Origin of the sequence: Aminobacter sp. LjRoot7, assembly GCF_964252895.1 — a bacterium.
Classification (GTDB): Bacteria; Pseudomonadota; Alphaproteobacteria; order Rhizobiales; family Rhizobiaceae; genus Aminobacter; species Aminobacter aminovorans_B.
The window spans coordinates 44572-68809 of the sequence record NZ_CAXUPX020000009.1 but is presented as its reverse complement, the minus strand read 5'-3'; the positions used below and the strand labels follow the sequence as shown (position 1 = coordinate 68809).

General features: G+C 62.3%; 23 protein-coding genes. 21 read left to right on the top strand and 2 right to left on the bottom strand.

Annotation, left to right across the window (positions count from 1 at the left end):
* Positions 1–115: 115 nt before the first annotated feature.
* From ACSQ3E_RS22770 to ACSQ3E_RS22745, 6 genes are all read left to right on the top strand, one after another.
* Positions 116–2248 carry an acetate--CoA ligase family protein gene (locus ACSQ3E_RS22770; protein ID WP_436124412.1) on the top strand — a complete coding sequence of 711 codons (2133 nt, stop codon included), beginning with the start codon at positions 116–118 and terminating at the stop codon, positions 2246–2248.
* A gap of 596 nt (positions 2249–2844) precedes the next feature.
* Positions 2845–4371 carry an ABC transporter substrate-binding protein gene (locus tag ACSQ3E_RS22765; protein WP_436124411.1) on the top strand — a complete coding sequence of 509 codons (1527 nt, stop codon included), beginning with the start codon at positions 2845–2847 and terminating at the stop codon, positions 4369–4371.
* A gap of 78 nt (positions 4372–4449) precedes the next feature.
* A complete protein-coding gene (locus tag ACSQ3E_RS22760; RefSeq protein ID WP_436124410.1) occupies positions 4450–5391 on the top strand; it encodes an ABC transporter permease in 942 nt (313 codons plus the stop codon).
* Positions 5391–6269, top strand: a complete 879-nt coding sequence (locus ACSQ3E_RS22755) for an ABC transporter permease (RefSeq protein ID WP_310324196.1) — start codon at positions 5391–5393, stop codon at positions 6267–6269. Before ACSQ3E_RS22760 ends, ACSQ3E_RS22755 begins: the two co-directional genes overlap by 1 nt.
* Position 6270: 1 nt before the next feature.
* On the top strand, positions 6271–7476 hold the full coding sequence (locus tag ACSQ3E_RS22750) for an amidohydrolase/deacetylase family metallohydrolase (RefSeq protein WP_436124409.1): 1206 nt from the start codon (positions 6271–6273) through the stop codon (positions 7474–7476).
* Between the two features lie 96 nt (positions 7477–7572).
* Positions 7573–8010 (top strand): RidA family protein, encoded by a 438-nt coding sequence (locus ACSQ3E_RS22745; protein WP_310324443.1) that lies wholly within the window; start codon positions 7573–7575, stop codon positions 8008–8010.
* Positions 8011–8019: 9 nt separating this feature from the next.
* Here the strand turns inward: ACSQ3E_RS22745 and ACSQ3E_RS22740 are convergent, their stop codons facing one another.
* On the bottom strand, positions 8020–8832 hold the full coding sequence (locus ACSQ3E_RS22740; RefSeq protein ID WP_436124408.1) for an IclR family transcriptional regulator: 813 nt from the start codon (positions 8830–8832) through the stop codon (positions 8020–8022).
* Positions 8833–8927: 95 nt separating this feature from the next.
* Between ACSQ3E_RS22740 and ACSQ3E_RS22735 the strand changes: the two genes are divergently transcribed.
* The 6 genes from ACSQ3E_RS22735 (at position 8928) to ACSQ3E_RS22710 (ending at position 14902) form a co-directional block, all read left to right on the top strand.
* On the top strand, positions 8928–10124 hold the full coding sequence (locus ACSQ3E_RS22735) for an aminotransferase class V-fold PLP-dependent enzyme (RefSeq protein ID WP_436124407.1): 1197 nt from the start codon (positions 8928–8930) through the stop codon (positions 10122–10124).
* Positions 10125–10161: 37 nt separating this feature from the next.
* On the top strand, positions 10162–11994 hold the full coding sequence (locus ACSQ3E_RS22730; protein WP_436124406.1) for an ABC transporter ATP-binding protein: 1833 nt from the start codon (positions 10162–10164) through the stop codon (positions 11992–11994).
* A 211-nt stretch (positions 11995–12205) separates the two neighbouring features.
* Complete coding sequence (locus ACSQ3E_RS22725) at positions 12206–13159, top strand: DUF1403 family protein (RefSeq protein ID WP_436124405.1); 954 nt, start codon at positions 12206–12208, stop codon at positions 13157–13159.
* Between the two features lie 2 nt (positions 13160–13161).
* Positions 13162–13839 carry an SMC-Scp complex subunit ScpB gene (gene scpB / locus ACSQ3E_RS22720; protein ID WP_310324180.1) on the top strand — a complete coding sequence of 226 codons (678 nt, stop codon included), beginning with the start codon at positions 13162–13164 and terminating at the stop codon, positions 13837–13839.
* Positions 13840–14019: 180 nt separating this feature from the next.
* The gene (locus ACSQ3E_RS22715; RefSeq protein WP_067967357.1) at positions 14020–14391 is read left to right on the top strand and encodes an antitoxin Xre/MbcA/ParS toxin-binding domain-containing protein; all 372 of its coding nucleotides are present in this window, start codon (positions 14020–14022) and stop codon (positions 14389–14391) included.
* Positions 14384–14902 (top strand): RES family NAD+ phosphorylase, encoded by a 519-nt coding sequence (locus tag ACSQ3E_RS22710; RefSeq protein WP_310324174.1) that lies wholly within the window; start codon positions 14384–14386, stop codon positions 14900–14902. The genes ACSQ3E_RS22715 and ACSQ3E_RS22710 overlap by 8 nt, the downstream gene beginning before the upstream one ends.
* Positions 14903–14993: 91 nt before the next feature.
* On the opposite strand, the gene greA is transcribed toward ACSQ3E_RS22710, so the two are convergent.
* Positions 14994–15476, bottom strand: a complete 483-nt coding sequence (greA, locus tag ACSQ3E_RS22705) for a transcription elongation factor GreA (protein ID WP_310324172.1) — start codon at positions 15474–15476, stop codon at positions 14994–14996.
* A gap of 327 nt (positions 15477–15803) precedes the next feature.
* Here greA and ACSQ3E_RS22700 point away from each other — a divergent pair, with 327 nt between their 5' ends.
* The 9 genes from ACSQ3E_RS22700 to ACSQ3E_RS22660 all read left to right on the top strand — a co-directional run bounded on the left by ACSQ3E_RS22700 (position 15804) and on the right by ACSQ3E_RS22660 (position 24202).
* Entirely contained in the window at positions 15804–16913 is a 1110-nt protein-coding gene (locus ACSQ3E_RS22700) for a transporter substrate-binding domain-containing protein (RefSeq protein ID WP_310324169.1), read from the top strand.
* A 43-nt stretch (positions 16914–16956) separates the two neighbouring features.
* Positions 16957–17622 (top strand): ANTAR domain-containing response regulator, encoded by a 666-nt coding sequence (locus ACSQ3E_RS22695; RefSeq protein WP_436124404.1) that lies wholly within the window; start codon positions 16957–16959, stop codon positions 17620–17622.
* A 311-nt stretch (positions 17623–17933) separates the two neighbouring features.
* The gene (locus ACSQ3E_RS22690; RefSeq protein WP_436124403.1) at positions 17934–18971 is read left to right on the top strand and encodes an alpha/beta fold hydrolase; all 1038 of its coding nucleotides are present in this window, start codon (positions 17934–17936) and stop codon (positions 18969–18971) included.
* 87 nt (positions 18972–19058) lie between these two features.
* Positions 19059–20306 (top strand): urea ABC transporter substrate-binding protein, encoded by a 1248-nt coding sequence (locus tag ACSQ3E_RS22685; protein WP_436124402.1) that lies wholly within the window; start codon positions 19059–19061, stop codon positions 20304–20306.
* 75 nt (positions 20307–20381) lie between these two features.
* Positions 20382–21248, top strand: a complete 867-nt coding sequence (locus tag ACSQ3E_RS22680) for a branched-chain amino acid ABC transporter permease (RefSeq protein WP_436124401.1) — start codon at positions 20382–20384, stop codon at positions 21246–21248.
* On the top strand, positions 21245–22276 hold the full coding sequence (locus ACSQ3E_RS22675) for a branched-chain amino acid ABC transporter permease (RefSeq protein ID WP_436124400.1): 1032 nt from the start codon (positions 21245–21247) through the stop codon (positions 22274–22276). The genes ACSQ3E_RS22680 and ACSQ3E_RS22675 overlap by 4 nt, the downstream gene beginning before the upstream one ends.
* Positions 22273–23001 (top strand): ABC transporter ATP-binding protein, encoded by a 729-nt coding sequence (locus ACSQ3E_RS22670; protein WP_310324153.1) that lies wholly within the window; start codon positions 22273–22275, stop codon positions 22999–23001. The genes ACSQ3E_RS22675 and ACSQ3E_RS22670 overlap by 4 nt, the downstream gene beginning before the upstream one ends.
* A complete protein-coding gene (locus ACSQ3E_RS22665; protein ID WP_436124399.1) occupies positions 22994–23686 on the top strand; it encodes an ABC transporter ATP-binding protein in 693 nt (230 codons plus the stop codon). The genes ACSQ3E_RS22670 and ACSQ3E_RS22665 overlap by 8 nt, the downstream gene beginning before the upstream one ends.
* A gap of 63 nt (positions 23687–23749) precedes the next feature.
* The gene (locus ACSQ3E_RS22660) at positions 23750–24202 is read left to right on the top strand and encodes an urease accessory protein UreE (RefSeq protein ID WP_436124398.1); all 453 of its coding nucleotides are present in this window, start codon (positions 23750–23752) and stop codon (positions 24200–24202) included.
* Positions 24203–24238 lie beyond the last annotated feature (36 nt).

Sequence of the window (24238 nt, the reverse complement as noted above, 5' to 3'; positions counted from 1 at the left end):
GCGGGCCGGCACAGAGCGTTTCGCCTCCAGCATGGCACCTTACCGAGAACCTGAATTCGGCCATTTGGCCTAGGCCAATCGCCCGGAAATCCGAGAAACCGAAAGACCCGACATCATGCAGACCATTCCACAGGCAATCCTGCACGCCCGCGAAGAACTCGACCGTAGCCTGGTCGATCTCCAGCGCATGTTTCGCAAGAAGAGCGGCATTGCATATGTCGGCCGTGTCGACGCGTCGCCGCAAGCGCATAGCTGGTTTCGCCGCTTCGGCGATGACGTGCGGTTTTGCTACGTCAATCCGCGCGGCGGTGAGGCTGGTGGCGTGCCTGTCTTCACGTCGATGGCGGAGGTGCCTGATTATATCGACCTCGCCGTGGTCAAGGTGGCGCCGGCGATCGTTCCGCAGGTGATCGCCGATTGCGGTCGTCGCGGCGTGCGCGATGTCATCGTCTTCAGCTCCGGTTTTTCAGAAGTGGGTGCCGAAGGCGCGGCTCTCGAGGCCAAGGTCGCCGAGGCGGCGCGTGAACATGGCGTGCGTGTCATTGGGCCGAACACCAACGACAACACATTCGAGCAGTTTCCCGTGCCGGAACATCATCGCGGCGGGCTCGTCGGGTTGGTAACTCAGAGCGGCTTCAACGGCCGGCCCATCGTCGAGGGCATCGCCATGGGCGCAGCCTTCCGGCGTTGGGTGACGGTGGGCAACGAGGTCGATCTCGAGGTTGCCGACTTCATCAACTACTTTGCCCACGATCGGCAGACTTCGGTCATCGCAGCCTATGTCGAAGGCTTCAAGTCGATCGCCAAGCTCAGGCTGGCGCTTGAGGCTGCCAACGCAATGAAGAAGCCAGTGGTCATGCTCAAGATGGGATCGACCGAGCGTGGTGCGCGCATGGCAGCATCGCATACCGGCCACCTCGCAGGAGCGGATGCGGTCATCAACGGCTTGTTCCGGCAGTATGGGGTGATCCGGGTCCGCGATCTCGACGAGTTGCTCGAGACGGCCAACCTGCTCGCCAAGCTGCCGGCGGGCACCGGCCCAAACTGTGCGCTCTACTCGGTTTCGGGAGGCTCGACGACGCTGATGGCCGAGCTGGCCGATAGCTATGGCGTGAGCTTTCCCGATCTGTCGCCGGCGACGATCGAAAAGCTCTACACCTACCTGCCCAACTACGTCACTGTCTCCAATCCGATCGACAATGGCGGCGGCTTTGTCATTGCTGCCCCGCAGCAGCAGCGTATCGAGGTGCTTGAAACCATCGCCGCCGACCCCAGCGTCGACGTCATCGTGGTCGGGCTGACAGCGGCCCTTGGCCTGCTGTCCGACAGCTTTGCCGCCGACGTTCTGGCTTTCGCACCACGTTCGCCCAAGCCCTTGGTCGCGGTGTGGGGGTCGGTGCTGACCGACAGCCCCGGCTATCGCGACCTGGTCAAATCAGGTGTGCCGATCTTCCGCTCATTCCGCAAATGCTTCCGCGCCATGCGCGCGCGCGCTGATTACGAGGCCGCGAAGGCGGCATTCCGCGGCCGCTCCTGGGATGCAGCTCCATTGTCGGCCAGCCAGCAAGGCGCGCTGAAGCAGGATGGAATTCTCGATAGCGGACAGGTGGCCGCACTGCTCGACGGCTCAGGCATCTGCCGTGCGGGCGAGCGCCTGGTCACCTCTTCCTCCGAGGCAGCAGAAGCGTTCACGTCCTGGGGAGGGCGTGTGGTCATGAAGCTTGCTTCGCCCGATATCGCCCACAAGTCGGACGCGGGATTGGTTCTGCTCGGCATAGGTGACGCCACGGCTGCCGCAAGCGCATATGAAAGCCTGGTTGCAAAGGCGAATGCCCGTTTTCCGACAGCGCTGGTTGAGGGCGTGTTGATGCAGGAGCAGATCGGCACCGGCGTCGAGATGATCGTCGGACTGACCCAGGATCCCAATCTTGGCCCAACCATTACCGTCGGTGCCGGGGGCATCTATGCAGAAATCTTGAAGGATGCCGCCACGCGACCGTTGCCTGTCGACAAGGATGACATCCGCGAAATGATCACCAGCCTGAGGCTGTCCCCGTTGCTTGATGGTGCTCGTGGCGCGGAACCGTCGGACAAAGAGGCGCTTGTCGATTTGGTTTTGAAACTGGCGGAACTGGGACTTGCCGCCGGCTCAGCGATTGCCGAGCTCGACCTGAATCCGGTGATCGTGCTGCCGGACCGGGCCGTGGCTGTCGATGTGCTTGTCGTCGCCAGCCAACCACCGGCATAGCCGCGCGACGCGGCATAGCTGCGCGAAGACGGAGTTACATCGCGTTTGTGACTGGGGATCCGCATCCGGAAAGCCGATGCGGATCCCTTGGCTTTTATCGTATTGTCGCCGTACCCATGCCGCTTCCGAATTCGTCTACCCCTGCCGAGCGACTGCGCGTGCGATCAGGCTACCGCAAGTCGCAGTTTGCTGGGCCGAGAGCATGGTCCTCGCATTCGCAAAAAAGGGGCTCGTCGAGGATCCCGCTCGTGATCTATGACAAATCATTGATGCAGAGGCTATGATAACCCGCGCTTGATCATCGCCTGAAAGTCACCAGTCATCCAAGATGAGATAATGTTGAGTGAAAAATGTTTCCTGTTTTCTTTCCTTGGCAGGAGCCAAGAATGTTTCTGATTTTTAGTTCGTTGAGGTGACGACTTCGAACATTCCAGGAAATTTATGAAACGGAAGCTTGGAAAAATCCTGGACATACTCCGCAGAATGCCCTGACACCGAGCTTCTTCGCCTCGGCCATTGACACCACAAATCCCTCATGTACTCTCTAATAACAGGTTAAGTTCCATAAATATGGAATGCGTTTGGGAGGACGTTCGATGAAGCTGAAACTTGCATCCTTGACTGCCGCACTTTTACTGGCCTCGCCGGGTTATCTCATGGCGCAGGAAAAGGGGGGCGTGATCAATGTCGCCACCATCGGTGAGCCGCCGACCCTCGATCCGATGACATCCACCGCCGACCTGGTGGGCATCGTCACGCAGCACATGTTCGAGACGCTCTACACATTCGACAAGAAGTGGAACGTGACGCCGCTTTTGGCCGAGGCGTTGCCGGAGATCGGCGCCGACGGCAAGACAATGACCATCAAGCTGCGCCAGGGCATCAAGTTCCATGACGGCAGCGACATGGATTCGGCCGACGTCGTGGCTTCGCTCAACCGCTGGGTCAAGCTCGCCTCGCGTGGCAAGCAGGCCGGCAACTTCATTGCCTCGATCACTGCGACCGACCCGGCGACCGTCACCATCGCGCTCAAGCAGCCTTACGCGCCGCTGGCTTCGCTGCTCGCCTTCAACAACTCGGCCGCCATTATCATTCCGTCCGAGAAGCAGGCCGACACGATGGCCGAGTTCGTCGGCACCGGCCCCTATATGCTCAAGGAACGCAAGGCCGACCAGTATATCCAGCTCGTGCGCTATGACGGCTACAAGGCTCGTTCGGAAGCCAGCGACGGTTATGGCGGCGCCCGCCATGCCTATCTCGACGAAATCCGCTTCGTGCCAGTGCCCGACGCCAACACCCGCGTCGAGTCCGCCGTGTCGGGCCAGTATGACTATGTCGACGCACTACCGGTGGAATCCTTCGACAAGCTCAAGGGTGCGACCGCGACGCAGCCGATTGTGCTGAAGCCGTTCGGTTATCCGGTGTTCGTCTTCAACACGGCCGAGGGCTCGGCGACGAACGTCGAGGTGCGCAAGGCGATCCGCCAGGCGCTCAGCATGGAAGATATGCTGGCCGCGGCTTTCGGCAGCACTGATTTCTACGGGCTCGAGGGCAACATCTATCCGGCGAGCTTCTCGTGGAGCACCGACGCCGGCGTCGAGGGCAACTACAATGTCGCCAACCCGGAAGGCGCCAAGGCTGCCGCGGCGGCCGCGGGCTACAAGGGCGAGCCGGTACGCATTCTGACCAGCCGCCAGTACGAGTTCCACTACAAGATGGCGCAGGTTGCCGCCGAATATCTCAAGCTGGCCGGCTTCAATGTCGACCTGCAGGTGGTGGATTGGGCAACACTGACCCAGCGCCGCGCCGAGAAGGGCCTGTGGGACATCTACATTACCCACAGCCCGTTCCTGCCGGAGCCCGCGCTGATCGGCTCACTGTCGACCACGGCACCCGGCTGGTGGGACACGCCTGAGCGCAAGGCTGCGGTCGATGCCTTCACGGCGGAAGTCGATCCTGCCAAGCGCGTGGCGCTCTGGGCGGACGTGCAGAAGGTGATCTACGGCGACGTGCCCTTCATCAAGATCGGCAACTTCAACGCCGTAGGCTCGATCTCCAACAAGCTCGAAGGCGTTGATCCGGCGCCGTGGCCTTACTTCTGGAACGCTTCTATCAAGAAGTAACAAGCTGAGAATTGCGGGCGCCGGCAAGTCTGGCGTCCGCTCATTGCCGCGCATGCCGCGCGGATACGGGAACCGCCCATGATACGCTATATCCTCCAGCGCATCGCCGGAATGATCGTCGTGATGTTCATCGTCGTGACCGTCGTTTTCGTGATCGTGCGCGTCACGCCAGGCGACCCGGCCGCCGTCATGCTGGGGCCCGATGCCACCCCCCAGGACATAGCGGAGCTGCGCACGCGCCTTGGCCTCGATAAGTCGATTTTCGTCCAGTATTTTCTCTATATCGCCCAGTTGCTGAAGGGCGATCTCGGCCATTCGATCTTCCTCAACATGCCGGTGACGTCGGCCTTGATGGAGCGCGCGGAGCCGACCTTCTTCCTCACCGTCTTTTCGCTGTCCATCGCTTGCGTCATCGCGCTGCCCATCGGCATCTACGCCGCCTACAGGCGCGGTTCCTTCATCGACCAGGCGTCGACGCTGCTTGCCATGCTGGCCGCCAGCATCCCGAGCTTCTGGCTGGGCCTGATCCTGATGCAGATCTTCGCTGTTCGGCAGCAGTGGTTCCCCGTCTCAGGTTATGGCGGACCGGACGCGGCGTTCCTCGACAGGATGTACCATCTCACCTTGCCCGCCGTGGCGCTCGGCCTTGTGTCGTCGGCGCTGATCCTGCGCTTCACCCGTGCCTCGATGCTGGATGTTCTCGGCGACGACTACATCCGCACCGCCCGCGCCAAGGGCGTGGTCGAGCGGCGCGTCGTGCTGAAGCATGCGCTCAAGAACGCGCTGATCCCGATCCTGACGGTGGTTGGGTTGACGGCCGCCGTGCTGATCTCGGGTGCGGTCGTCACCGAAACGGTCTTCGGCCTGCCAGGAGTCGGCAACCTCGTGGTCTCGGCGGTGCTGAGGCGTGACTATCCTGTCATTCAGGGTGCGCTGCTGGTCATTGCCGGGCTTTATGTCCTCATCAACTTCGCCATCGACATGCTCTACCTGCTGGTCGACCCAAGGGTGCGCTACTGATGACCGATCTCGTCAACTCAGCATCCTTGCCGGCGCCCGAGCCGAGGTTCCTGTTCCTGCGTCGGCTGTTGAAACGCAAGACAGTCGCCTTCGGCGTCATCGTGCTGGCAGTCTTTGTCCTGCTCGCGCTGCTTGCGCCGTGGATCGCGCCTTACTCGCCGTCCAAGCTTTCCATCGTCAACCGCCTGAAGCCGCCGAGCGAGATGTTCTGGTTCGGCACCGACGAGTTCGGCCGCGATATCTTCTCGCGCACCATCTACGCGGGACGATTGTCGCTTTTGGTCGGTGCTGCGGTGGTCACGCTTTCGGCGCTGATCGGGGTGACACTCGGCCTTTTGGCCGGCTTCTTCCGCTCGCTGGACACGCCGATCGCGCGGCTCATCGATGCCATGATGGCGTTCCCCGACATCCTGCTTGCCATCGCTCTGGTTGCGGCACTCGGCCCATCGCTTGTCACGGTGATCGTGGCGCTATCGATCGTCTATGCGCCGCGGCTGGCGCGCATCGTCCGGGCCTCGACGCTGGTCATCCGCGAGTTGCCTTATGTCGAGGCGGCGAAGTCGATGGGTATCTCGACCTTCCACATCATGACGCGGCACGTACTGCGCAACCTGGTTTCGCCGATCCTGGTGCAAGGCACCTTCCTGTTTGCCAGCGCCATGCTGGCCGAAGCCGGCCTGTCGTTCCTGGGGCTGGGCGTCAGCCCTGAAATCCCGACCTGGGGAACCATGATCGCCGGTGGGCGGCAATATATCGGGCAGGCCGACTGGATGACCTATTTCCCCGGCTTCGCGATCATTCTCTCGGTGCTCTCGCTGCAGCTGGTTGGCGACGGCCTGAGGGACATGCTCGACCCGAGACTGCGAAAGGACATGTAAGATGGCAGCCACAGCAACGGGCAAGCCCCTTCTGATTTCCAATGTCAGGCCCGTCGCCCTTGGCGACGGTGGCTCTCGGACGACCGACATACTGGTGGGCGCAGATGGCGTGATCGCGGCCGTCGGGTCGTCGCTTCAGACGCCGGATGGTGCGGAACGCATCGACGCTAGGGGCGCATGGATATCGCCTGGCTGGGTCGATCTGCATGTCCACGTCTGGTACGGCGGCACCGATATCTCGATCCGTCCGTCCGAATGCGGGGCCGAGCGCGGGGTGGCGACGCTTGTCGACGCCGGTTCGGCCGGCGAGTCCAATTTTCACGGCTTTCGCGAGTACATCATCGAGCCCGCGCGCGAGCGCATCAAGGCGTTCCTCAATCTCGGCTCCATCGGCCTCGTCGCCTGCAATCGTGTGCCGGAGCTGCGCGACATCAAGGACATCGACCTCGACCGCATATTGCAATGCTACGCCGACAACAGCGAGCATATCGTCGGCATCAAGGTGCGGGCCAGCCACGTCATAACAGGCTCGTGGGGCGTGACGCCGGTCAAGCTCGGCAAGAAGATCGCCAAGATCCTGAAAATTCCCATGATGGTGCATGTCGGTGAGCCGCCGGCCCTTTATGACGAAGTGCTGGAGATCCTCGGACCCGGCGACATCGTCACCCATTGCTTCAACGGCAAGGCCGGCTCGAGCATCATGGAAGACGAGGACCTTTTCACGCTCGCCGAGCGCTGCGCCGCAGAAGGCGTGCGGCTCGACATCGGCCATGGCGGCGCGTCGTTCTCGTTCAAGGTCGCAGAGGCCGCGATCCAGCGCGGATTGATGCCATTCTCGATCTCGACCGATCTGCATGGCCATTCGATGAATTTCCCGGTCTGGGACCTCGCGACGACGATGTCCAAGCTGCTGTCGGTCGGCATGCCGTTCGACAAGGTCGTCGAAGCCGTCACCCATGCTCCAGCGTCGGCAATCAAGCTGGATATGCCGAAATCCATTGCCGTCGGCGCGCGCGCCGATTTCACCATCTTCGATCTCGTCGACGGTGATCTGGAAGCCACCGACTCGAACGGCGACATTTCCCGGCTCAAGCGCCTGTTCGAGCCCCGTTACGCAATCATCGGATCGGAGGCGGTCGCAGCCAGCCGATACGTACCGCGCGCCCGCAAGCTGGTGCGCCACAGCCACGGCCTGTCGTGGCGCTGAATCATGACCCCAGAGAATCACCGGACTGGACCTGAATTGACCGCCTCCCAAGCCATTGCCTCTTCCGCAACTGCAAGCCCTGCCGACCGCCTGATCATGTTGGGCGTCCAGCTTCCGCCGGCACCGCCGCCTGTCGCCAACTTCGTCACCCATGTGCGCGAGGGCGACATTCTCTATCTCTCGGGGCAGGGGCCGCGCGAGGCGGATGGCACGCTTTGGACCGGCAAGGTCGGCGAAGGCGTCAGCGTCAGCCAGGCCTATCAGCACGCTCGCCTGGTCGGGATCAACCTGCTGGCGGTCATGCAGGAGGCGCTCGGCGACCTGTCCCGGGTCAAGCGCGTCGTCAAGCTGCTCGGCATGGTCAATGCCTCGCCGGATTTTGAAGATCACCCGCAGGTCATCAACGGCTGCTCGGACCTTTTCATCGAGGTGTTTGGCGAGGCCGGCCACCACGCGCGCTCGGCCGTCGGCTTTGGGTCTCTGCCCGGCAACATCACGGTGGAGATCGAGGCGATCGTGGCACTTCGGAGCTGAGCGATGACGCTACCGGTTGCGCCAACCCATCGAGGTTTCGATCCGCTCCGCGGAGGCACGCACGCGATCGGTGTAGTGGCTCTCGTCGGACAGGACCTTCTGTTCCGGCAGGACGATGGAGATCGTGGCGACACATTTGCCGTCGCGGTCGCAGACCGGCGAGGCAATGCAGGCAACCGCATAATCGGATTCCGCAATCTGCGTCGACAGCCGCTGCTGGAACGCCTTGCCCGCGGCAGCCGAAAGGGCCGTCGCGTCGACCTCGGCGCGACCGGTCGGCGACATGCGGGCGCAGCGCTTGAAAAGAGCGATGCGCTCGGCTTCGGGCAGGTGGCCAACAAGAAGCCGGCCGGACGCGGTCCAGTTCAGCGGCACCCGGGTGCCGACACGCGAGGCGACCTGGAACGGGCTCGGGCCATCGGCCATGGCGAGCACCAGCATGTGGTCGCCTTCGCGACCGCACAGCTGGACTGTTTCGCTGACGTCGCGGCACAAATCGTGCATTTCGCGGGTGGCGACGCCCATGAAATCGAGCGATCGCGCATAGGCCAGGCCGTAGTGGTAGAGCCGGGCGCCGAGCCAGATGGAACCGTCAGGGCTTCGGGCCAGCATGTTCTTTTCGACGAGGTCGTCGATGATGACGTAGACGGTCGACAGCGGCGCCTTGATCGCCTTGGCGATGGCATAGGCTCCCGCAGGTTCGCCGGTCTCGTAGAGATAGTCGATCACCTGCAGGGCGCGGTCGATGCCCGAAACCCGCGAGCGTTTGGCACCGGGCTCCAATGCATCGTCGGCATCAGTGGATTGAGTTATCGCGTCCAATGGCGTGCTCCTGAAGATCTGAATAATCTATTACATTATTATGGCATATCTTGTCGACCCGAAAGCCGACGCTTGCCAGTGCACGGGAGAGGAACATGACCGAAGACGTCCGCAGCAAACTCGGCCTGCGACCGGTGATCAATGTGTCGGGCACGATGACGAGCCTCGGTGCCTCGATTGTGGTGCCGGAGGCGATCGCCGCGATGAGCGAGATCCTGCCGCAGTTTGTCGAGATCAACGATCTCCAGCGCAACGCAAGTGCAGTCATCGCCCGCCTGACCGGCGCGGAGGCAGGGTATGTGACGGCGTCGTGCTCCGCCGGCATTTCGCTGGCCGTTGCCGGCGCGATGACCGGCGATAACCTGCTGGCGATCGAACGTCTGCCGGACCAGACACCGGCAAAGAACGAAGTGATCGTCCAGATGGGACACATCATCAGTTATGGCGCGCCGGTCGACCAGGCCATCCGCCTGGCTGGCGCCAAGCCGGTGATTATCGGGCAGGCGACGTCCACCCACCGCTTCCACATGGAGAACGCCATCACCGACAAGACGGCGGTGGCTGTCTATGTCGTGTCGCACCATGTGGTCGACTACGGCCTGCTCAACCTGATCGAGTTCGTCGAGATCGCACATGCCAGGGGTGTGCCTGTCATCGTCGACGCGGCGTCCGAATATGACCTGCGCGTCTTCCTCGCGCAGGGGGCAGACATGGTCCTCTATTCCGGCCACAAGTTCCTGGGTGGACCGACGTCCGGCATCGTTGCCGGCAAGAAGGAGCTGGTCCGCCACGCCTTCCTGCAAAACCTCGGCATCGGCCGCGGCATGAAGGTTGGCAAGGAAAGCGTCTACGGCGTCATGGCCGCTTTGGAAGCCTGGGAAAGGCGCGACCACGCCGGCATCCGCGAACGCGAGACCGGCTACCTCAAGCTGTGGAAGGAAACGCTCGACGGCCGCCCCGGCGTCAACGCCGTGATCGAGCCGGACCCGACGAAGAACCCGCTCGACCGGCTGCGCGTCAACATCAGCGCGCAGGAGGCGCATATCACCGCCTGGGATCTGGCGGTGGCGATGGCGACCGGCGACCAGCCGATCATCGTGCGCGACCACGAGGTCGAGCATAACTACTTCTACCTCGATCCCTGCAACCTGCATCCCGGCCAGGAAACGATCGTCGCCAGGCGACTGGCCGAGGAACTCGACAAGGCGCGCGCCTCCAACGAGATCATCGCCACGCCATTCGAGAACCGTAGCCGCCATCGCTTCGACGGCCTTTTGAGCTGGCCGGATTGAGCAGACGGCTTGTCGACCAATTCAGGGAGGAGAGATCATGAGCGTTGAGACATCCAGGCTTGGCCAGACCGTCCACCCGGTGCTGTCGGTTCAGAACCTCACGACCTCGTTTCTGGTCGACGGCAAGTGGAAGCCTGTCGTGCGCGACATTTCCTTCGATGTCGCGCCAGGTGAAACGGTCGCCATCGTCGGAGAATCCGGGTCGGGCAAGAGCGTAACCTCGCTCTCGATCATGCGCCTGCTTCCGCCCGACACCAGCCGCATCGAGGGCAAGATCATCCTCAACGGGCGCAACCTGACCGACCTGTCCGAAGACAAGATGCGGCAGGTGCGCGGCAATGACGTCTCGATGATCTTCCAGGAGCCGATGACGAGCCTCAATCCGCTCTTCACCATCGGCGACCAGATCTCCGAGGCGCTTCTGTGCCACAACGCCATGTCATTTGCCGATGCCAGACTTGAGACCATCCGGCTTTTGGAAAAGGTGCGCATTCCCTCCGCCGCCTCACGCTTCGACGAGTATCCGCATCGGTTTTCCGGCGGCATGCGCCAGCGCGTGATGATCGCCATGGCGCTTGCCTCGCGTCCGAAGCTGCTGATCGCCGACGAGCCGACGACGGCGCTCGACGTCACAATCCAGGGGCAGATCCTCGACCTGATCAAGCTGTTGCAGGAAGAGCAGGGCACGTCGGTGCTGTTCATCACCCACGACATGGGCGTGGTGGCGGAAGTTGCCGACCGCACGGTCGTCATGTTCCGCGGCGACCAGGTGGAAACAGGTGCGACCGCCGACATCTTCCATCGTGGCGAGCATCCCTATACCCGCGCGCTTTTGTCCGCCGTGCCGGTCCTCGGCTCGATGGAGCAACACGACCGTCCGCTGCGCTTTCCGATCGTCAATACCTCTACGGGCGAGACCACAAAGCCTGTCGAAACACCCGACACGGTCGCAGGCGACAAGCCGATCCTGCAGGTCAGGAACCTGGTCAAGCGGTTCGACATCTCCACGGGCCTGTTCGGCCGGATCGGCGGGCGCGTCCATGCCGTGGAGAACGTGTCTTTCGACCTGTTTGCCGGCGAAACGCTGTCGCTGGTCGGCGAATCCGGCTGCGGCAAATCCACAACCGGCCGTGCCATCATGAGGCTGATCGAGCCGACGTCGGGCGCAGTCACGATCGACGGCAAGGACATCATCGCCATGGACAGGCACGAGATGCGGCAGATGCGCAAATCCGTGCAGATGATCTTCCAGGACCCGTTTGCCTCGCTCAATCCGCGCATGACAGTCGGCCAGGCGATTGCCGAGCCCTATCTCGAGCACAAGATGGGCACGGCGAAGCAAGGGCGTGAGCTCGTCGCCGACCTGCTGACCAAGGTCGGCCTGTCGCCTGACATGGCGAGCCGCTATCCGCACGAGTTCTCAGGCGGCCAGCGGCAGCGCATCTGCATCGCACGCGCGCTTGCGCTGGAGCCGAAAGTCATCGTCGCCGACGAAAGCGTCTCGGCGCTCGATGTCTCGGTCAAGGCGCAGGTCATCAACCTGATGCTCGACCTGCAGCAGAGCCTGAACCTCGCCTTCCTGTTCATCTCGCACGACATGGCCGTGGTCGAACGCGTCAGCCATCGCGTGGCGGTGATGTATCTCGGCGAAATCGTCGAGATCGGGCCCCGTGCGTCGGTCTTCGGCAATCCGCAGCACGACTACACCAAGCGCCTGCTTGCTGCTGTACCGGTGCCAGACCCGGACCGTCGCCACGAGAAGCGCATGTCGGTCGCGGACGAGCTGAAAAGCCCGATTCGCGCGCCGGACTATCAGGTTCCCCTGCGCCAGTTTCGCGAGGTCTCAGGCGGGCATCTGGTAGCGGTTTAGCTAGGCAGCGTCTGGCGCAGGCACGTCGCGGAGATAGTTGCGGGCAATACCTTGGAAAAAGGGTTTCCGGCCCCAACTAGCGACCGCGCGTTGACTGTGGCAGATACGCCGTGCGAGCCGTTCTAGCTCCCCTTTTTCGGGGTAAAATGCCTGTGCGCTTTGGCCTGCCTGTCGTGGTAGCAAGCGCACGGCTAGACTACTCTGTCCTCAGATGATTCGAGCGAGCCAACCACCTGCCGTCCCGCCTGCGCTGCCGCGCATGCCTGCGTGGGCACAGCCGGACGGGCCGGTGGCCAATGACGTTGATGCTGCGTTCTATACAGGTGCTGCGCTGGGTACGCTCGACGGTCTGGTGCGCTCGGAGCCGGAATGGGCCGGCAGCTGGCGCCAAAGGCTGGCCCTGAAATGTGCCGTCGCTGCCGTTCGGCTGGCCGGGCGTTCCGAGGAAGAGGCGGCGTTGCGTGACGCCTGGTATCTGCGCCCCTCAGGTGGAGATCCCGGACCCGCTGGCAGCATTCTGGGCGCATGGCGTTACCTAGCCTCGCGTCCGCCGGCGATAGACGCTGAAGGGCTGGCGCAGGTCTCCGAGTGGCTTGGGCTGCGCCCCGATGGTGCCTATGGCAAACTCGCCGAAACCGTCGAGGAACTGGCCGCTGGCGACAGGCCGGCTCCGCTGGCCGCGGCGGCGATCGCCAGTTACGTCGTCGCGCGCCGGCCCGATGCCGAATTGTTGGCCTGGTGGTTGGCCGATCTCGTATTGGCGCGAAAGCTGCGCTGGCCCCGGCCCGTGCCGCTTCTGGCGGCGCAGCTGTACTCCTCGGCCTTCCGTTCTGGCGACGGGCGCGGCAAGCGCGTCCGGCCCGGCGACCCAGCATTTGAACGGGCCGTGTGCGTCGCTCTTGCAGTAGGCGCTGGCGACGGCTTGAGGCTTGCGCTCGATATTGCACGGCGTGCCGACCGTCTGGCGGCGGCAACGCCGAAGCTGCGGGCAAAAGGCGCAGGCGAGGCCATCCGGCGATTGCTTGACGACGATGCCGTGCCCAGCTCGCTGAGCACGCGCAATCTGTCGCGATTTGCCGCCCGGCGCCTGTTCGAGAGGCTACAGACATTCGAGGCAGTGCGCGAACTCTCCGGGCGCGCCTCCTTCCGGCTTTACGGTTTGTAGCGATGACGGAAGCGCGCCGAAAGGAGAACGATCAGCCGGCCTTGCTCGACACCGAGCTCGAGCACCTGCCGCCGGAGCTGCGCTGGCGTGAATGGATGGGCCGGGTGGAGGCGGTGATCTTTGCCGCGAGTGCGCCCGTGCCGCGCGAGATGCTGGTTCGGATAATCGGCAAGAATTGCAATCTCGACCTGATCATCGATGACATCCGGGCCGAGCTCGCGGGTCGGCCCTACGAGCTGGTTTCGGTCGCCGGCGGCTGGCAGCATCGCACCAAGAAGGCGTTTGCCGACGCCATTCGCGCAGCGACCGGCCAGGTCGACATGGGGCGCTCGCTGTCGCAGTCGGAAGTGCTGGTGCTGATGTGCATCGCCTATTTCCAGCCGATTACCCGCGGCGAGCTGACGGCCTTCTTCGGCAAGGAGGTCAGCCGCGACCTGATCGGCGTGCTGAGATCGCACGACTTCATTGCCTCGGGGCCACGCAGCCCAACACCGGGCGCGCCTTACACCTATGTCACCACCAAGATGTTCCTCTCCCAGTTCGGCCTCGATACGCTGCGCGACCTACCCGACTTCGAAGCGCTCGAAGATGCCGGGCTGCTCAGCAAGGAACAGCTGCTTGCAGGAAATGTTTCGCTGGGGCTGGGGGGAGTCGGCGAAGCCGACCAGTCCGAAGATTAGCCTGTTGAGATTCTTTATGTTTTTGAGCGACCTGATTGCATCTTCGTGCGGTAGGACCAATGTGACGGCTGGGGGAGATGTTCGCCGCTGATGATCTGGAGGTCACGATCTGAGCTTGAATTGAGCGCGTAATGTGCACATATTGAACGCATGGATATCAAAATGCGTCAGGAGCGTGTCATGGCAGCTCAGAGTTTGGGAATGTCGGCGGCCCATTTCGGTGAGGCCAGGTCGCAGTTTCTCTCAGCTCGCCGCGTGTCGGAATTGCTGGGTGTGACCCAGGCCGACCTGGCACGGCTCGTTGGGGTTGCCCGCAACACACTGACCGCGCGCTCTGGCGCGCGCAAGGTCGACCAGGCGCTCAGCCCCGTCGTCCGTATCCTGGCGATGGCCGCCGAAATGGCCGGCGACGAGAGCCGCGCGGCGATCTGGTTCAAGCATCAGCCGATCCCGGGTTGGGCCGGCAAGACCGCCTATGACCTGGTCGGCGAAGGCAAGGCGGACAAGGTTCTGGCTTATCTGGAGGCGGTGCGCTCCGGCGTTTATGCCTGAAGCCGGCTTGCGTCAGCAGCGGACGTTGTGGCGGGCCTTCGTGCCGCGCTGGGCGCATATGCCGCTTTCGGGCGAGGGCGCCGCGCGTTTTGGCGGACGCTGGAACCCGGTAGGTTCGCCGACGCTGTATGCGGCCTGTGAATTGTCGACCGCATGGGCCGAATACAACCAGGGTTTTGTCCAGCATCCGGCACTGATCGCCCAACTCGAACTGTCGGAGGCGAGGCTGGCCGACCTGACCGATGCCGCGATGCTGGAAGAGATCGGCGTCGATGCCGGCATTCACAGATGCGAGTGGCGCGCCGATCTCGATGAGGGCAGGACGCCTGAAACACATCTGCTGCGGCAGCGCCTGTTGGCCGAGGGTTTCGATGGAGTCGTCTATCCCTCCTTCATGTCGCCCGGCGGCAGCTGCGTAGCCTTGTGGCACTGGAATGGTCCGGGCCAGCCGTCGCTCAAGGTCATCGATCCCGACCAGCGCCTGCCGAAGACACCGGCCTCCTGGCTCTGAAGCTAGTCAAACGGGCATTCTGGCCGAGCCGGTGTCGGCATCATGGTTTGAAAATGCCCGAGGCGGTACAGCCGCGGCTGCGTCCTATCGACTAGGAAATGGCCAGGATCTCAAGCTCGTTCTGCCCTAGCAGGACGACGTCGCCGACGGCCTTTCCGATCAGTGCCAAGGCGACCGGCGAACCATGCGAAATGGACGCCTGAGACGGGTTGGCCTCGTCTTCGCCAACGATGCGGAAGGTCTGGGTGCGGCCGTCGTCGCGCTCGAAGGTGACCGTGTGGCCGAATGCGACCACTTCATTTGAGGCTGGCGCCGGCGTGAGCTGAGCGGTGCGCGCGCGTTCGGCGTAGTAGCGCATGTCCCGAACCGGAACCGCTGACTGCCGCCGCCGCTCGTTGACGTCTTCAAGCATGCTCGCGACCTCGAGAGCCTGCTGGGCGCGGGCCAGTTCGTCTTGCAGCATCCGGAGACCCGCCTCCGTGACGAGGTTGATCCGATCGGAGATCGGGCGCGGTGGCAGCACGGTTTCCGATGCCGCCTCAGCACTTTCCTCTTTGGCAAATGCGACGCTCAATTGGTCAGGACCCTCTGTCGAACTCTGGTTCTAATTGGTAGCTCAGAGCCAGCAACAAAGCTGCAACAATTTGTCTTTGCCCCGCTGGGGCGTGCGGGCTCGGCGCAATGATGGCGCCTGCTCCGCAACTGGTGCGAAGGGCGTGGCCCATTTTCGATTGGTCCCGCCATGCTTGTATGTTAGGAATATCTAATTCCTCGTAGGGGTGGTTTCGGCAGCAGCGTCATAAGTTGCGTCGGGCCATGGCTGGACAACCGGCCGACGAGGGGCATGGAAGGCGGAGGATCGGATGCTCGCATTTCACCTTGCAGTGGACGGCGGTTGAGCATGGGCTCGACGGGCGAGCCCTGGCGCGTCGGCGTCCTCTTCTCGCAATCCGGAGACACCGGCGCGATCGAGGAGACGCAGCTCAAGGGTACGATGCTGGGCATCGCCGAGATCAATGCGGCGGGCGGCATCAATGGTCGCGAGATCGTGCCGATCATCTATGATCCGACATCCAGCACCGAACTCTATTCCCACTATGCGCGGAAACTTCTAATCGAGGATCGCGTCACCACGATCTTCGGCTGCTACACCTCGACAAGCCGCAAGGCCGTGCTGCCGCTGGTGGAGCGGGTCAACGCATTGCTGTGGTATCCGACGCGTTACGAGGGCTTCGAATTCTCGCCCAACATCATCTACACCGGCTCGTCGCCCAACCAGAACACCATCGAGCTGATCAACTACCTGCTGACGACCCACGGCAACCGGTTCTACCTGCTCGGTACCGACTATTGTTATCCCCGGCGCACCAACCGGATCGTTCGCGATCTCGTCTGCGGCCAGGGCGGCACGATCGTCGGCGAGGAGTATCTGGGTTTTGGTGCGGGCCCGAACGACTTCCGGCCGATCATCCGCGACCTTCGCAACAACAAGCCCGATGTCATCTTCTCGACCGTCGTCGGCCAGGCGATCTCCCACTTCTACCAGGCCTACACCGATGCCGGCTTCAGCCCCGACAACATGCCTATCGGCAGCCTCAATACCTGCGAGGCTGAGTTGCGGCTGATGGGGACGGATGTTGGGGCAGGACACATCACCGCCGCGACCTATTTCGAGAGCGTCGACAATGAAGAGAACGACCGCTTCGTTCGTCTCTTCAAGCAGCGCTTCGGCGAGGATGAATCGACCAACATGTGCGCCGAGGCGGCGTATTTCCAGGTTCACCTCTTCGCCCAGGCCGTTGCCGAGACGAACAGCATGGACACCGATACCTTGCGCCCGGCGGTGCTCGGCCGGGAAATCGCAGCACCCCAGGGGCGGATCGGCATCGACTACAAGAACAGCCACGCGGAGCTCTGGACGCGGATCGGCAAGGCGGACGATCATGGCCGGTTCGACATCTTGCGGGAGTCGATGGTGGCGCTGCGACCCGATCCATTTCTCGTTACATGAGGGCGGCCGACTTGTCTGAGAGCTCAGCATACGGGGTTGGGTCATGAGCGGTCCTTCGCGTGGGCTACAAGGAGCCGGTGCCGACGGCTCGCAGCGTGCAAGCGCTGCGCAACCACGGGCCACACGCGGATCGGGCGGCGTGCAGGCGGAGCTGCGTCAATCGACAGTGCTTCTTGTCCATCCGCGCGATGGCGCGGGCGATGCCGTCCTGCGCGAGGTGAGGCGAGTCGGATGCCGCGTCGAGATGGCCTGGCCAGCGCCGACGCTGCCGCCGATCGGCTTCGACTTTGCGCTGGTGGCACTCGATGCCGACGTGCTTGCGGCCGCGCAGTGGCTTTCCGGGGCGCCGCCGGTTCCCGTCGTGGCGGTCGTCGATGGCGACAAGGGCGTGCCGATCGACGTGCTCAGGCTTTCCAACGCCCAGGCGGTGCTGGTCAAGCCGTGCCAGCCGGCCGCGATCCTGTCCAACCTGGCGCTGGCGCGCCACATATTCAGCTACGAACGGCGGTTGCTTAATAAGGTGGCGAAACTCGAAGAGACGCTGCATGCCTCACGGCAGATCGAGCAGGCCAAGCTGATCCTGATGACGCAAAAGAAGCTGCGCGCCAACGAGGCCTACGACTACCTGCGACGCCAAGCCATGACCAAGCAGATGTCGGTTGCGGCAATTTCCGCGGCGCTGGTTGACGCCTACGGCCTGATGGAATAATATCCAAGTGTTCGTGAGGCCTGATGGCCTCCGATGGCCCCAAGTGAGCCAGTTTCCGCGGCAAAATCGCTGCGTTTCATAGAGGATCTAGATAGACCTCGCGCAAACTCAGGTTTCTGAGTGCGCGGGGTTTTTTGCGTTTTTCTTCCTGAGCATCTTGCGTCGGAGAATTACGCCAGAAAATTCGAGGAAGACAGCAACTGACCTTGTCTGGTCAGAACGAATACTTATTGCCTGAGACAAATATCAAGACGGTCGACCTGCATCAGGCGGCTGAACCCTGAACTATTGCCAAAAAGCAGGAGGTAGCTATGGCGCAGTGGAAAATAGACAAGGAAGTCGATTATGAAATCTTTGAGCTAGGAGATCTGAAGCTCCAGAAAGGGATGACCCTTCCCAACGCAAAGCTTGCCTACAAGACATTTGGCAGGCTGAACGCCGACAAGAGCAACGTCATCGTCCTGCTGACCTACATGGCCTCGACCCACTACGACAATCAGTGGGTTATCCGCGAAGGCGGCGCGCTCGACCCGAGCAAGTACTTCATCGTCATCCCCAATATCTTCGGCAACGGATTGTCGTCATCGCCGACCAATACGCCGCCACCCTACAACAAGGCGCGCTTCCCGCATGTCACCTACTACGACAACATCAAGGCGCAGCATCGCCTGCTGACCGAGAAGTTTGGCATCACCAAGATCAAGATGGTGACGGGCTGGTCGATGGCCGCCGCGCAGACGTTCCATTGGGCAGCGCTCTATCCCGACATGGTGGAGACGATCTGCCCGACTGCCGGCTCGGCGAAAACGGCAAAGCATAATCACGTGATGCTCGAAGGCGTGAAAGCCGCGCTGACGGCCGACGATGCCTTCAAGGACGGTTGGTATGACGAGCAGCCCTTCAAGGGCCTGCGCGCCATGGGCCGCGTCTATGCCGGATGGGGTTTCTCGCAGGAGTTCTTCCGCAAGGAGGAGTATCTCGAGCTCGGTTACGCCTCCGTCGAGGACTTCATCGTCGGCTATTGGGAACAGTGGTTCAATCTGCGCGACGCCAACAACATGGTGACGATGATCCGCACCTGGCAGTCCGGCGACATCAGCGACAACGAACTCTACAACGGCGATTTCCGCAAGGCGCTCGCCGCCATCAAGGCCAGGGCGATCGTCATGCCTGGCGACTGCGACCTCTATTTCCCTCCCGAAGACAGCGCGTTCGAGGTCGAGCATATGCCGAACGCGGAACTGCGTCCGTTCCGCTCGAGCCATGGGCATTTCGCCGGCGGGTCCGGCCTCAGGGAGGCGGATGTGAAGTTCCTTGACGAAGCCTGGCGGGAGTTGCTGGGCGCCTGACGAGGCGGACGTTCGCGATGTGATTTTCAAGCATGAACCCAGCTGGCCGACGCATTGGCGTCGGCCACGGAAAACAGGGGAACAAAAATGATAATGAATTCACACCTCAATCGCCGCACACTTCTCAAGACGGGTGCAGGCGCCGCGGCGGGCCTCGGCCTGGCCAGCATCGGTGGCCGCGCTTTCGCGCAAGGGGATACGATCAGGATAGCCAGCCTGCTCGATCTTTCCGGCGGTCTCGATGCGGCCGGCAAGCCGATGCAAGACGCCATCACCTTCGCCGTCGAGGAGATCAACCAGGCAGGTGGGCTGCTGGGCAAGCAAATCAGCCTGATCACCTACGACACCCAGACCGACATGCGGCTCTATCCGCAATATTCCCAGCAGGCAGCCTTGAAGGACAAGGTATCCGCCGTGTTCGGCGGCATCACGTCCGCCTCGCGCGAGGTAATGCGGCCGGTGCTTCGGCGGCTCAACACGCTCTACTTCTACAACACCCAATATGAAGGCGGGGTCTGCGACCGCAACATCTTCTGCACAGGCATCACGCCGGCGCAGAAGCAATCCAAGCAGGTGCCCTATGCGATGAACAAATGGGGCAAGAAGATCTACACGCTGGCTGCCGACTACAATTACGGCCAGATCACCGCGGCCTGGACCCGCAAATACTGCACGGAAAACGGCGGGCAGATCGTTGGCGAGGACTTCTTCCCGCTCGACGTCACCAATTTCGGATCAACGATCCAGAAGATCCAGGAAGCCAAGCCTGACTTCCTCTATCTCGTCCTTGTCGGCGGCGCGCACCAATCGTTCTACCGCCAGTGGGCTGCCGCGGGCATGAATAAGCAGATCCCGATGGCGTCGACAACGATGACCATCGGTGGCGAGCAGATGGTGCTGTCGCCGGAGGAGACCAACGGCATCCTGTTGTGCTTCAACTATTTCGAGGCGCTCGACACGCCGGCCAACAAGGCCTTCCTCGATCGCTTCCACAAGCGCTTCGGTGCCGACTACCCCTATGTGACCGAATTGGCGATGGCCACCTACCAGTCCGTCTATCTGTGGGCGGAAGGCGTCAAGAAGGCCGGCACCGCCGAGCGTATGCCGGTGATCGAGGCGCTCGAGTCCGGCATCAGCCTCGACCTGCCCAGCGGGAAGTTCTCAATCGATCCGCAGACGCATCACTGCGTCATGGACATCAACATCGGTCAGATCCAGGACCGCAAGATCAACATCCTGGAGAGCTTCTCGCAGCAGCAGCCACTCGACACGTCGGGCGTCTGCGATCTCAAGAAGAACCCTGACGACAACTCGATGTACGTCATCAAGGTCTGAACGATCCGAAAGCTTGCGGGTCGTTCGGTCCGTTGGAGCGAACGACCCGCAGCGATCCAGGAGGCTATGCCCGATATGGACCTGCTCGTTGTACTTTGCTTTGAGGCCCTCAAGGCCGTTGCTAGCCTGGCGCTGATCAGCGTCGGACTGGCCATCATTTTCGGCATGATGCGGGTGATCAATCTCGCGCATGGCGAATTCCTCATGCTCGGCGGCTATGCCGCGATTGTCGCGACCAAGGCGGGCATCAACATCTGGATCGCTACACTGTTGGTCAGTCCCCTCGTCGTGGGGCTGATGGGCGTTGTCATCGAGCGAACGATCATCCGCTTCCTCTATGGCCGGCCGCGCGACACCATGCTTGCGACCTGGGGTCTTAGCCTGCTTCTTGTCGGGTTGGCGACGACAGTGTTCGGCAACACCACCGAGGGCATCTCCGCGCCGGCCGGCTCGCTGCAGATCGGCGACTACCGCATCGCAGCCTATTCGCTGATCATTATCGTCATCGCAATCGCCGTGTTCGCAGCAATCTGGGCTGTTTTCCGCTTCACGCGTTACGGGCTGATCGCACGCAGCACGATGCAGAATGCGGACATGGCCGCCGCACTGGGGGTCAATCCGTCGCGCGTCTATGCCGTCACATTCGGGGTCGGCGCCGGGCTCGCCGGCCTTGCCGGCGGCGTCATGGCACCGATCACCGGCATCGTACCTACAATTGGCGCGGCCTACGTCGCCAAGGCTTTCATCACCGTCATCGGTGGCGGCCCGGCAATCCTGGCGGGCACGGTGTCGGCCTCCGTCATGTTCGGCGCGATCGACCAGATCATCACATATCTCTCGACCCCGGTTATCGGCGAGGTGGCTCTTCTGGCTGCTGCCGTCGTGCTGCTGAGGTTCATGCCGCAGGGCATTACCGGGCGCTTCTTCAGGAGGGCAGCATGACCGCGAATTGGCAAGGAAACGGCGGGCTGGTTGCCGCCACGGTGCTGGGGCTGGTGTTGTTGCTGGCGCTGCCGCAAATCGTTGACCCGGTCATGATGATCGAGCTGACGTCCTATGTGATCATGGCGATCCTGGCGCTCAGCCTCGGGCTCATCTGGGGCTATGGCGGTATCCTGTGCTTTGGCCAGTCGGCCTTCTTTGGTATCGGCGCCTATGCCTATGCCATCGCCGTCATCAATTTCGGCGACAGCACGGTTCCGCTGCTTCTCTCGATCGTCGTGCCCGGACTGTTTGCGGCGTTGCTCGGTTACTTTCTGTTCTACGCGCGCATCACCGACGTCTACTTCGGCGTCATCACGCTGACGGTGACATTGATCCTCTACAAGGTCATGGGTGCGACATCGGGTTCGCAATATGTCATCGGCGCCGCGCCGCTCGGTGGCTACAATGGCATACCGGCTGTGCCGCCGCTGAATTTTCCCGGTAGGCCCGACGTCGCGCTCTCCTTTGACGGCCTGTTCTATCTGTCCGGCCTCACCTTGCTGGCGGTCTATGCTGGCTTGCGGCTGATGTTAAAGAGCCGGTTCGGTCAGGTCGTCGTTGCCATTCGCGAAAACGAACGCCGCGCGGAACTGCTCGGTTACGACGCGCGTTTCTACAAGCTGGCGACCTTTACCATCGGTGGCGCCATCGCCGGCCTGGCAGGATGCCTGTTTGCCAATTGGGGCATGTTCATCAGCCCCGATGTCTTCGGATTGGCGCAGTCGGCACAGGTGATCATCTGGGTGATTGTCGGTGGCACCGGCACGCTGCTTGGCCCTATCGTCGGCTGCTTCGCCATGCAGTGGATCGCCACGAAACTGGGCGCACAGCAGCTCCTCAATGCCAATCTGGTGCTCGGCACGATCCTGATCGGCTTCGTCTTGCTGGTGCCGAAAGGCGTGGTGCCGACAGTCAGTGATGCCTTTCGGCGGTTGAAGTTCCGTCCTTACGTCGCTCCATTCGTCGAGCAGAGGAGGGTGCCATGAGCTCGTCCGATTGCATCCTCGAGACCCGGGGTCTCGAAAAGCGCTTTGGTGGCGTCGTTGCCATCGCCAGCGTCGACTTCAACCTGAAGCAGCGCGAGTTGCGCTGCCTGATTGGCCCCAATGGGGCTGGCAAAAGTACCTTCTTCAAGATGCTCACGGCGCAGCTCAAGCCGACGACGGGCCAGATCTTGTTCGATGGCGTCGACATCACCCGCGCCCAGCCGCATCAGGTCAGCCGGCTCGGCATCGGCATCAAGAACCAGGTGCCCGATGTGTTCAACAACCTGACGGTGGCGGAAAACATCTCCGTTGCCGCCAGGTCGCGACATGGCAAGGCCCGCGCTGCAGCCAAGGGCAAGGACGTCATGGAGCGGCTGGGGCTGACGTCGCTGACGGGCAGGCTGGTTGGCGAGCTTGCCCACGGCCAGCGCCAGTGGGTCGAGCTTGCCATGGTGGTGGCGCTCGAGCCCAAGCTCATCCTGCTCGACGAGCCGGCGGCAGGAATGACGGCGGATGAGACCAACAAGACCGCCGAGCTCATTCGCGAGGTCAACAAGTCGGCGGCAATCGTCGTGGTCGAGCACGACATGCAGTTCATCAAGCAGATCGCGCAGACGGTGACAGTGTTCCACCAGGGGCGCGTGCTGATCGAGGACACGATGGACAAGGTTCAAGGCAACGAGCTTGTCCGTGAAGTCTATCTGGGGAAATCCGAAGATGATTGAGGTCAAGAACTTGCACTCCGGCTACGGCCGGATCCCGATCCTGCACGGCATCAACTTCGCCATGAAGCCTGGCGAGGTCGTCGGCATCCTCGGCCACAACGGCATGGGCAAGACTACGCTGCTGCGAACGCTCGTCGGCCAGATCAAGACGACGCAGGGGCGTATCGAGTTCGACGGTCGAGACGTCACTTTTGCCAGCCCGTCCGAGCGCGCGCGCGCCGGCATCGGATACGTGCCGCAAGGTCGCGACATCTTCCCCTTGCTCTCGGTGATGGAGAACCTGAAGATGGGCGAGATCATGCGTGGCGGTGAAAGCGCGATCCCTGAGATGCTCGGACATTTCCCGGTGCTGAAGGATTTGCTCGAGCGGCCCGGACGAGGTCTGTCTGGTGGACAGCAGCAGATCCTGGCGCTCGCCCGCTGCCTTGCCGGACGCCCCAAGCTGATCCTGCTCGACGAGCCCACCGAAGGCATCCAGCCCTCGATCGTCGATCTCATCGCCGAGAAGCTCGGCGAACTGAAGATCACGCTGGGCCTTGGCATCATCCTCGTCGAACAGGACATCCGCTTCATCCGCCAGTTGGCCGACCGCGTGCTGATCATCCAGAAGGGCGCGTTCGTTGCCGAGATCTCGCCAGATCAGCTCTACGACAGGGAAACGGTCGACGCGCATCTGGGCATTTGACCTGGACGTCAGCCTGCGAGCTGCCTTGCGACCCAGCGGTCAATCGCCTCAGGGGGACTTTGAATGTTGAAGCTGAATTCCATCGTCGGGTTGGCGGCCGACCAGCAGCTGAGCGCCCGGCTCCATCTTCTGGATCATGAGGGTCGCGTCGAGTTCATCATGCTCGACACTGCCGAAATCGCGCGACGGCGGCTTTCGGCAAGGACGGATCGCGGTACGCTCTGCGCGATCTCCTTGCCGCGGACCCAGCGGCTCGTCGACGGTGCTGTGCTGCTCCTCGAGGACAAGCGGGCCATCGTTGTCCGCGCCGAGCCGGAACGGTGGCTGGTCTTCAAGGCAGCCGATGCCGCTGCGGGGATCGAGCTGGGATATTGCGCCGGCAACATGCACTGGCCGGTTCGTTTCGAAGGCGACCACCTTTACGTCGTCGGCGAACTCGGATCCGGCCATGTCCTCGACCGGCTCCAGCATGTGCTCGACCAGGGCGCTGTCGTTTTCCTCGGCGAAGGCAAATGATCGCCGCGGGCTGACTTTCCGTCCCGTTTGCCGTTG

Excerpts from the sequence above, each read along its gene's own strand:
- ACSQ3E_RS22770 (WP_436124412.1), top strand. The coding sequence starts at position 116 with ATGCAGACCATTCCACAGGCAATCCTGCACGCCCGCGAAGAACTCGAC.
- ACSQ3E_RS22765 (WP_436124411.1), top strand. The coding sequence starts at position 2,845 with ATGAAGCTGAAACTTGCATCCTTGACTGCCGCACTTTTACTGGCCTCG.
- ACSQ3E_RS22760 (WP_436124410.1), top strand. The coding sequence starts at position 4,450 with ATGATACGCTATATCCTCCAGCGCATCGCCGGAATGATCGTCGTGATG.
- ACSQ3E_RS22755 (WP_310324196.1), top strand. The coding sequence starts at position 5,391 with ATGACCGATCTCGTCAACTCAGCATCCTTGCCGGCGCCCGAGCCGAGG.
- ACSQ3E_RS22750 (WP_436124409.1), top strand. The coding sequence starts at position 6,271 with ATGGCAGCCACAGCAACGGGCAAGCCCCTTCTGATTTCCAATGTCAGG.
- ACSQ3E_RS22745 (WP_310324443.1), top strand. The coding sequence starts at position 7,573 with ATGTTGGGCGTCCAGCTTCCGCCGGCACCGCCGCCTGTCGCCAACTTC.
- ACSQ3E_RS22735 (WP_436124407.1), top strand. The coding sequence starts at position 8,928 with ATGACCGAAGACGTCCGCAGCAAACTCGGCCTGCGACCGGTGATCAAT.
- ACSQ3E_RS22730 (WP_436124406.1), top strand. The coding sequence starts at position 10,162 with ATGAGCGTTGAGACATCCAGGCTTGGCCAGACCGTCCACCCGGTGCTG.
- ACSQ3E_RS22725 (WP_436124405.1), top strand. The coding sequence starts at position 12,206 with ATGATTCGAGCGAGCCAACCACCTGCCGTCCCGCCTGCGCTGCCGCGC.
- scpB (WP_310324180.1), top strand. The coding sequence starts at position 13,162 with ATGACGGAAGCGCGCCGAAAGGAGAACGATCAGCCGGCCTTGCTCGAC.
- ACSQ3E_RS22715 (WP_067967357.1), top strand. The coding sequence starts at position 14,020 with ATGGCAGCTCAGAGTTTGGGAATGTCGGCGGCCCATTTCGGTGAGGCC.
- ACSQ3E_RS22710 (WP_310324174.1), top strand. The coding sequence starts at position 14,384 with ATGCCTGAAGCCGGCTTGCGTCAGCAGCGGACGTTGTGGCGGGCCTTC.
- ACSQ3E_RS22700 (WP_310324169.1), top strand. The coding sequence starts at position 15,804 with ATGGGCTCGACGGGCGAGCCCTGGCGCGTCGGCGTCCTCTTCTCGCAA.
- ACSQ3E_RS22695 (WP_436124404.1), top strand. The coding sequence starts at position 16,957 with ATGAGCGGTCCTTCGCGTGGGCTACAAGGAGCCGGTGCCGACGGCTCG.
- ACSQ3E_RS22690 (WP_436124403.1), top strand. The coding sequence starts at position 17,934 with ATGGCGCAGTGGAAAATAGACAAGGAAGTCGATTATGAAATCTTTGAG.
- ACSQ3E_RS22685 (WP_436124402.1), top strand. The coding sequence starts at position 19,059 with ATGATAATGAATTCACACCTCAATCGCCGCACACTTCTCAAGACGGGT.
- ACSQ3E_RS22680 (WP_436124401.1), top strand. The coding sequence starts at position 20,382 with ATGGACCTGCTCGTTGTACTTTGCTTTGAGGCCCTCAAGGCCGTTGCT.
- ACSQ3E_RS22675 (WP_436124400.1), top strand. The coding sequence starts at position 21,245 with ATGACCGCGAATTGGCAAGGAAACGGCGGGCTGGTTGCCGCCACGGTG.
- ACSQ3E_RS22670 (WP_310324153.1), top strand. The coding sequence starts at position 22,273 with ATGAGCTCGTCCGATTGCATCCTCGAGACCCGGGGTCTCGAAAAGCGC.
- ACSQ3E_RS22665 (WP_436124399.1), top strand. The coding sequence starts at position 22,994 with ATGATTGAGGTCAAGAACTTGCACTCCGGCTACGGCCGGATCCCGATC.
- ACSQ3E_RS22660 (WP_436124398.1), top strand. The coding sequence starts at position 23,750 with ATGTTGAAGCTGAATTCCATCGTCGGGTTGGCGGCCGACCAGCAGCTG.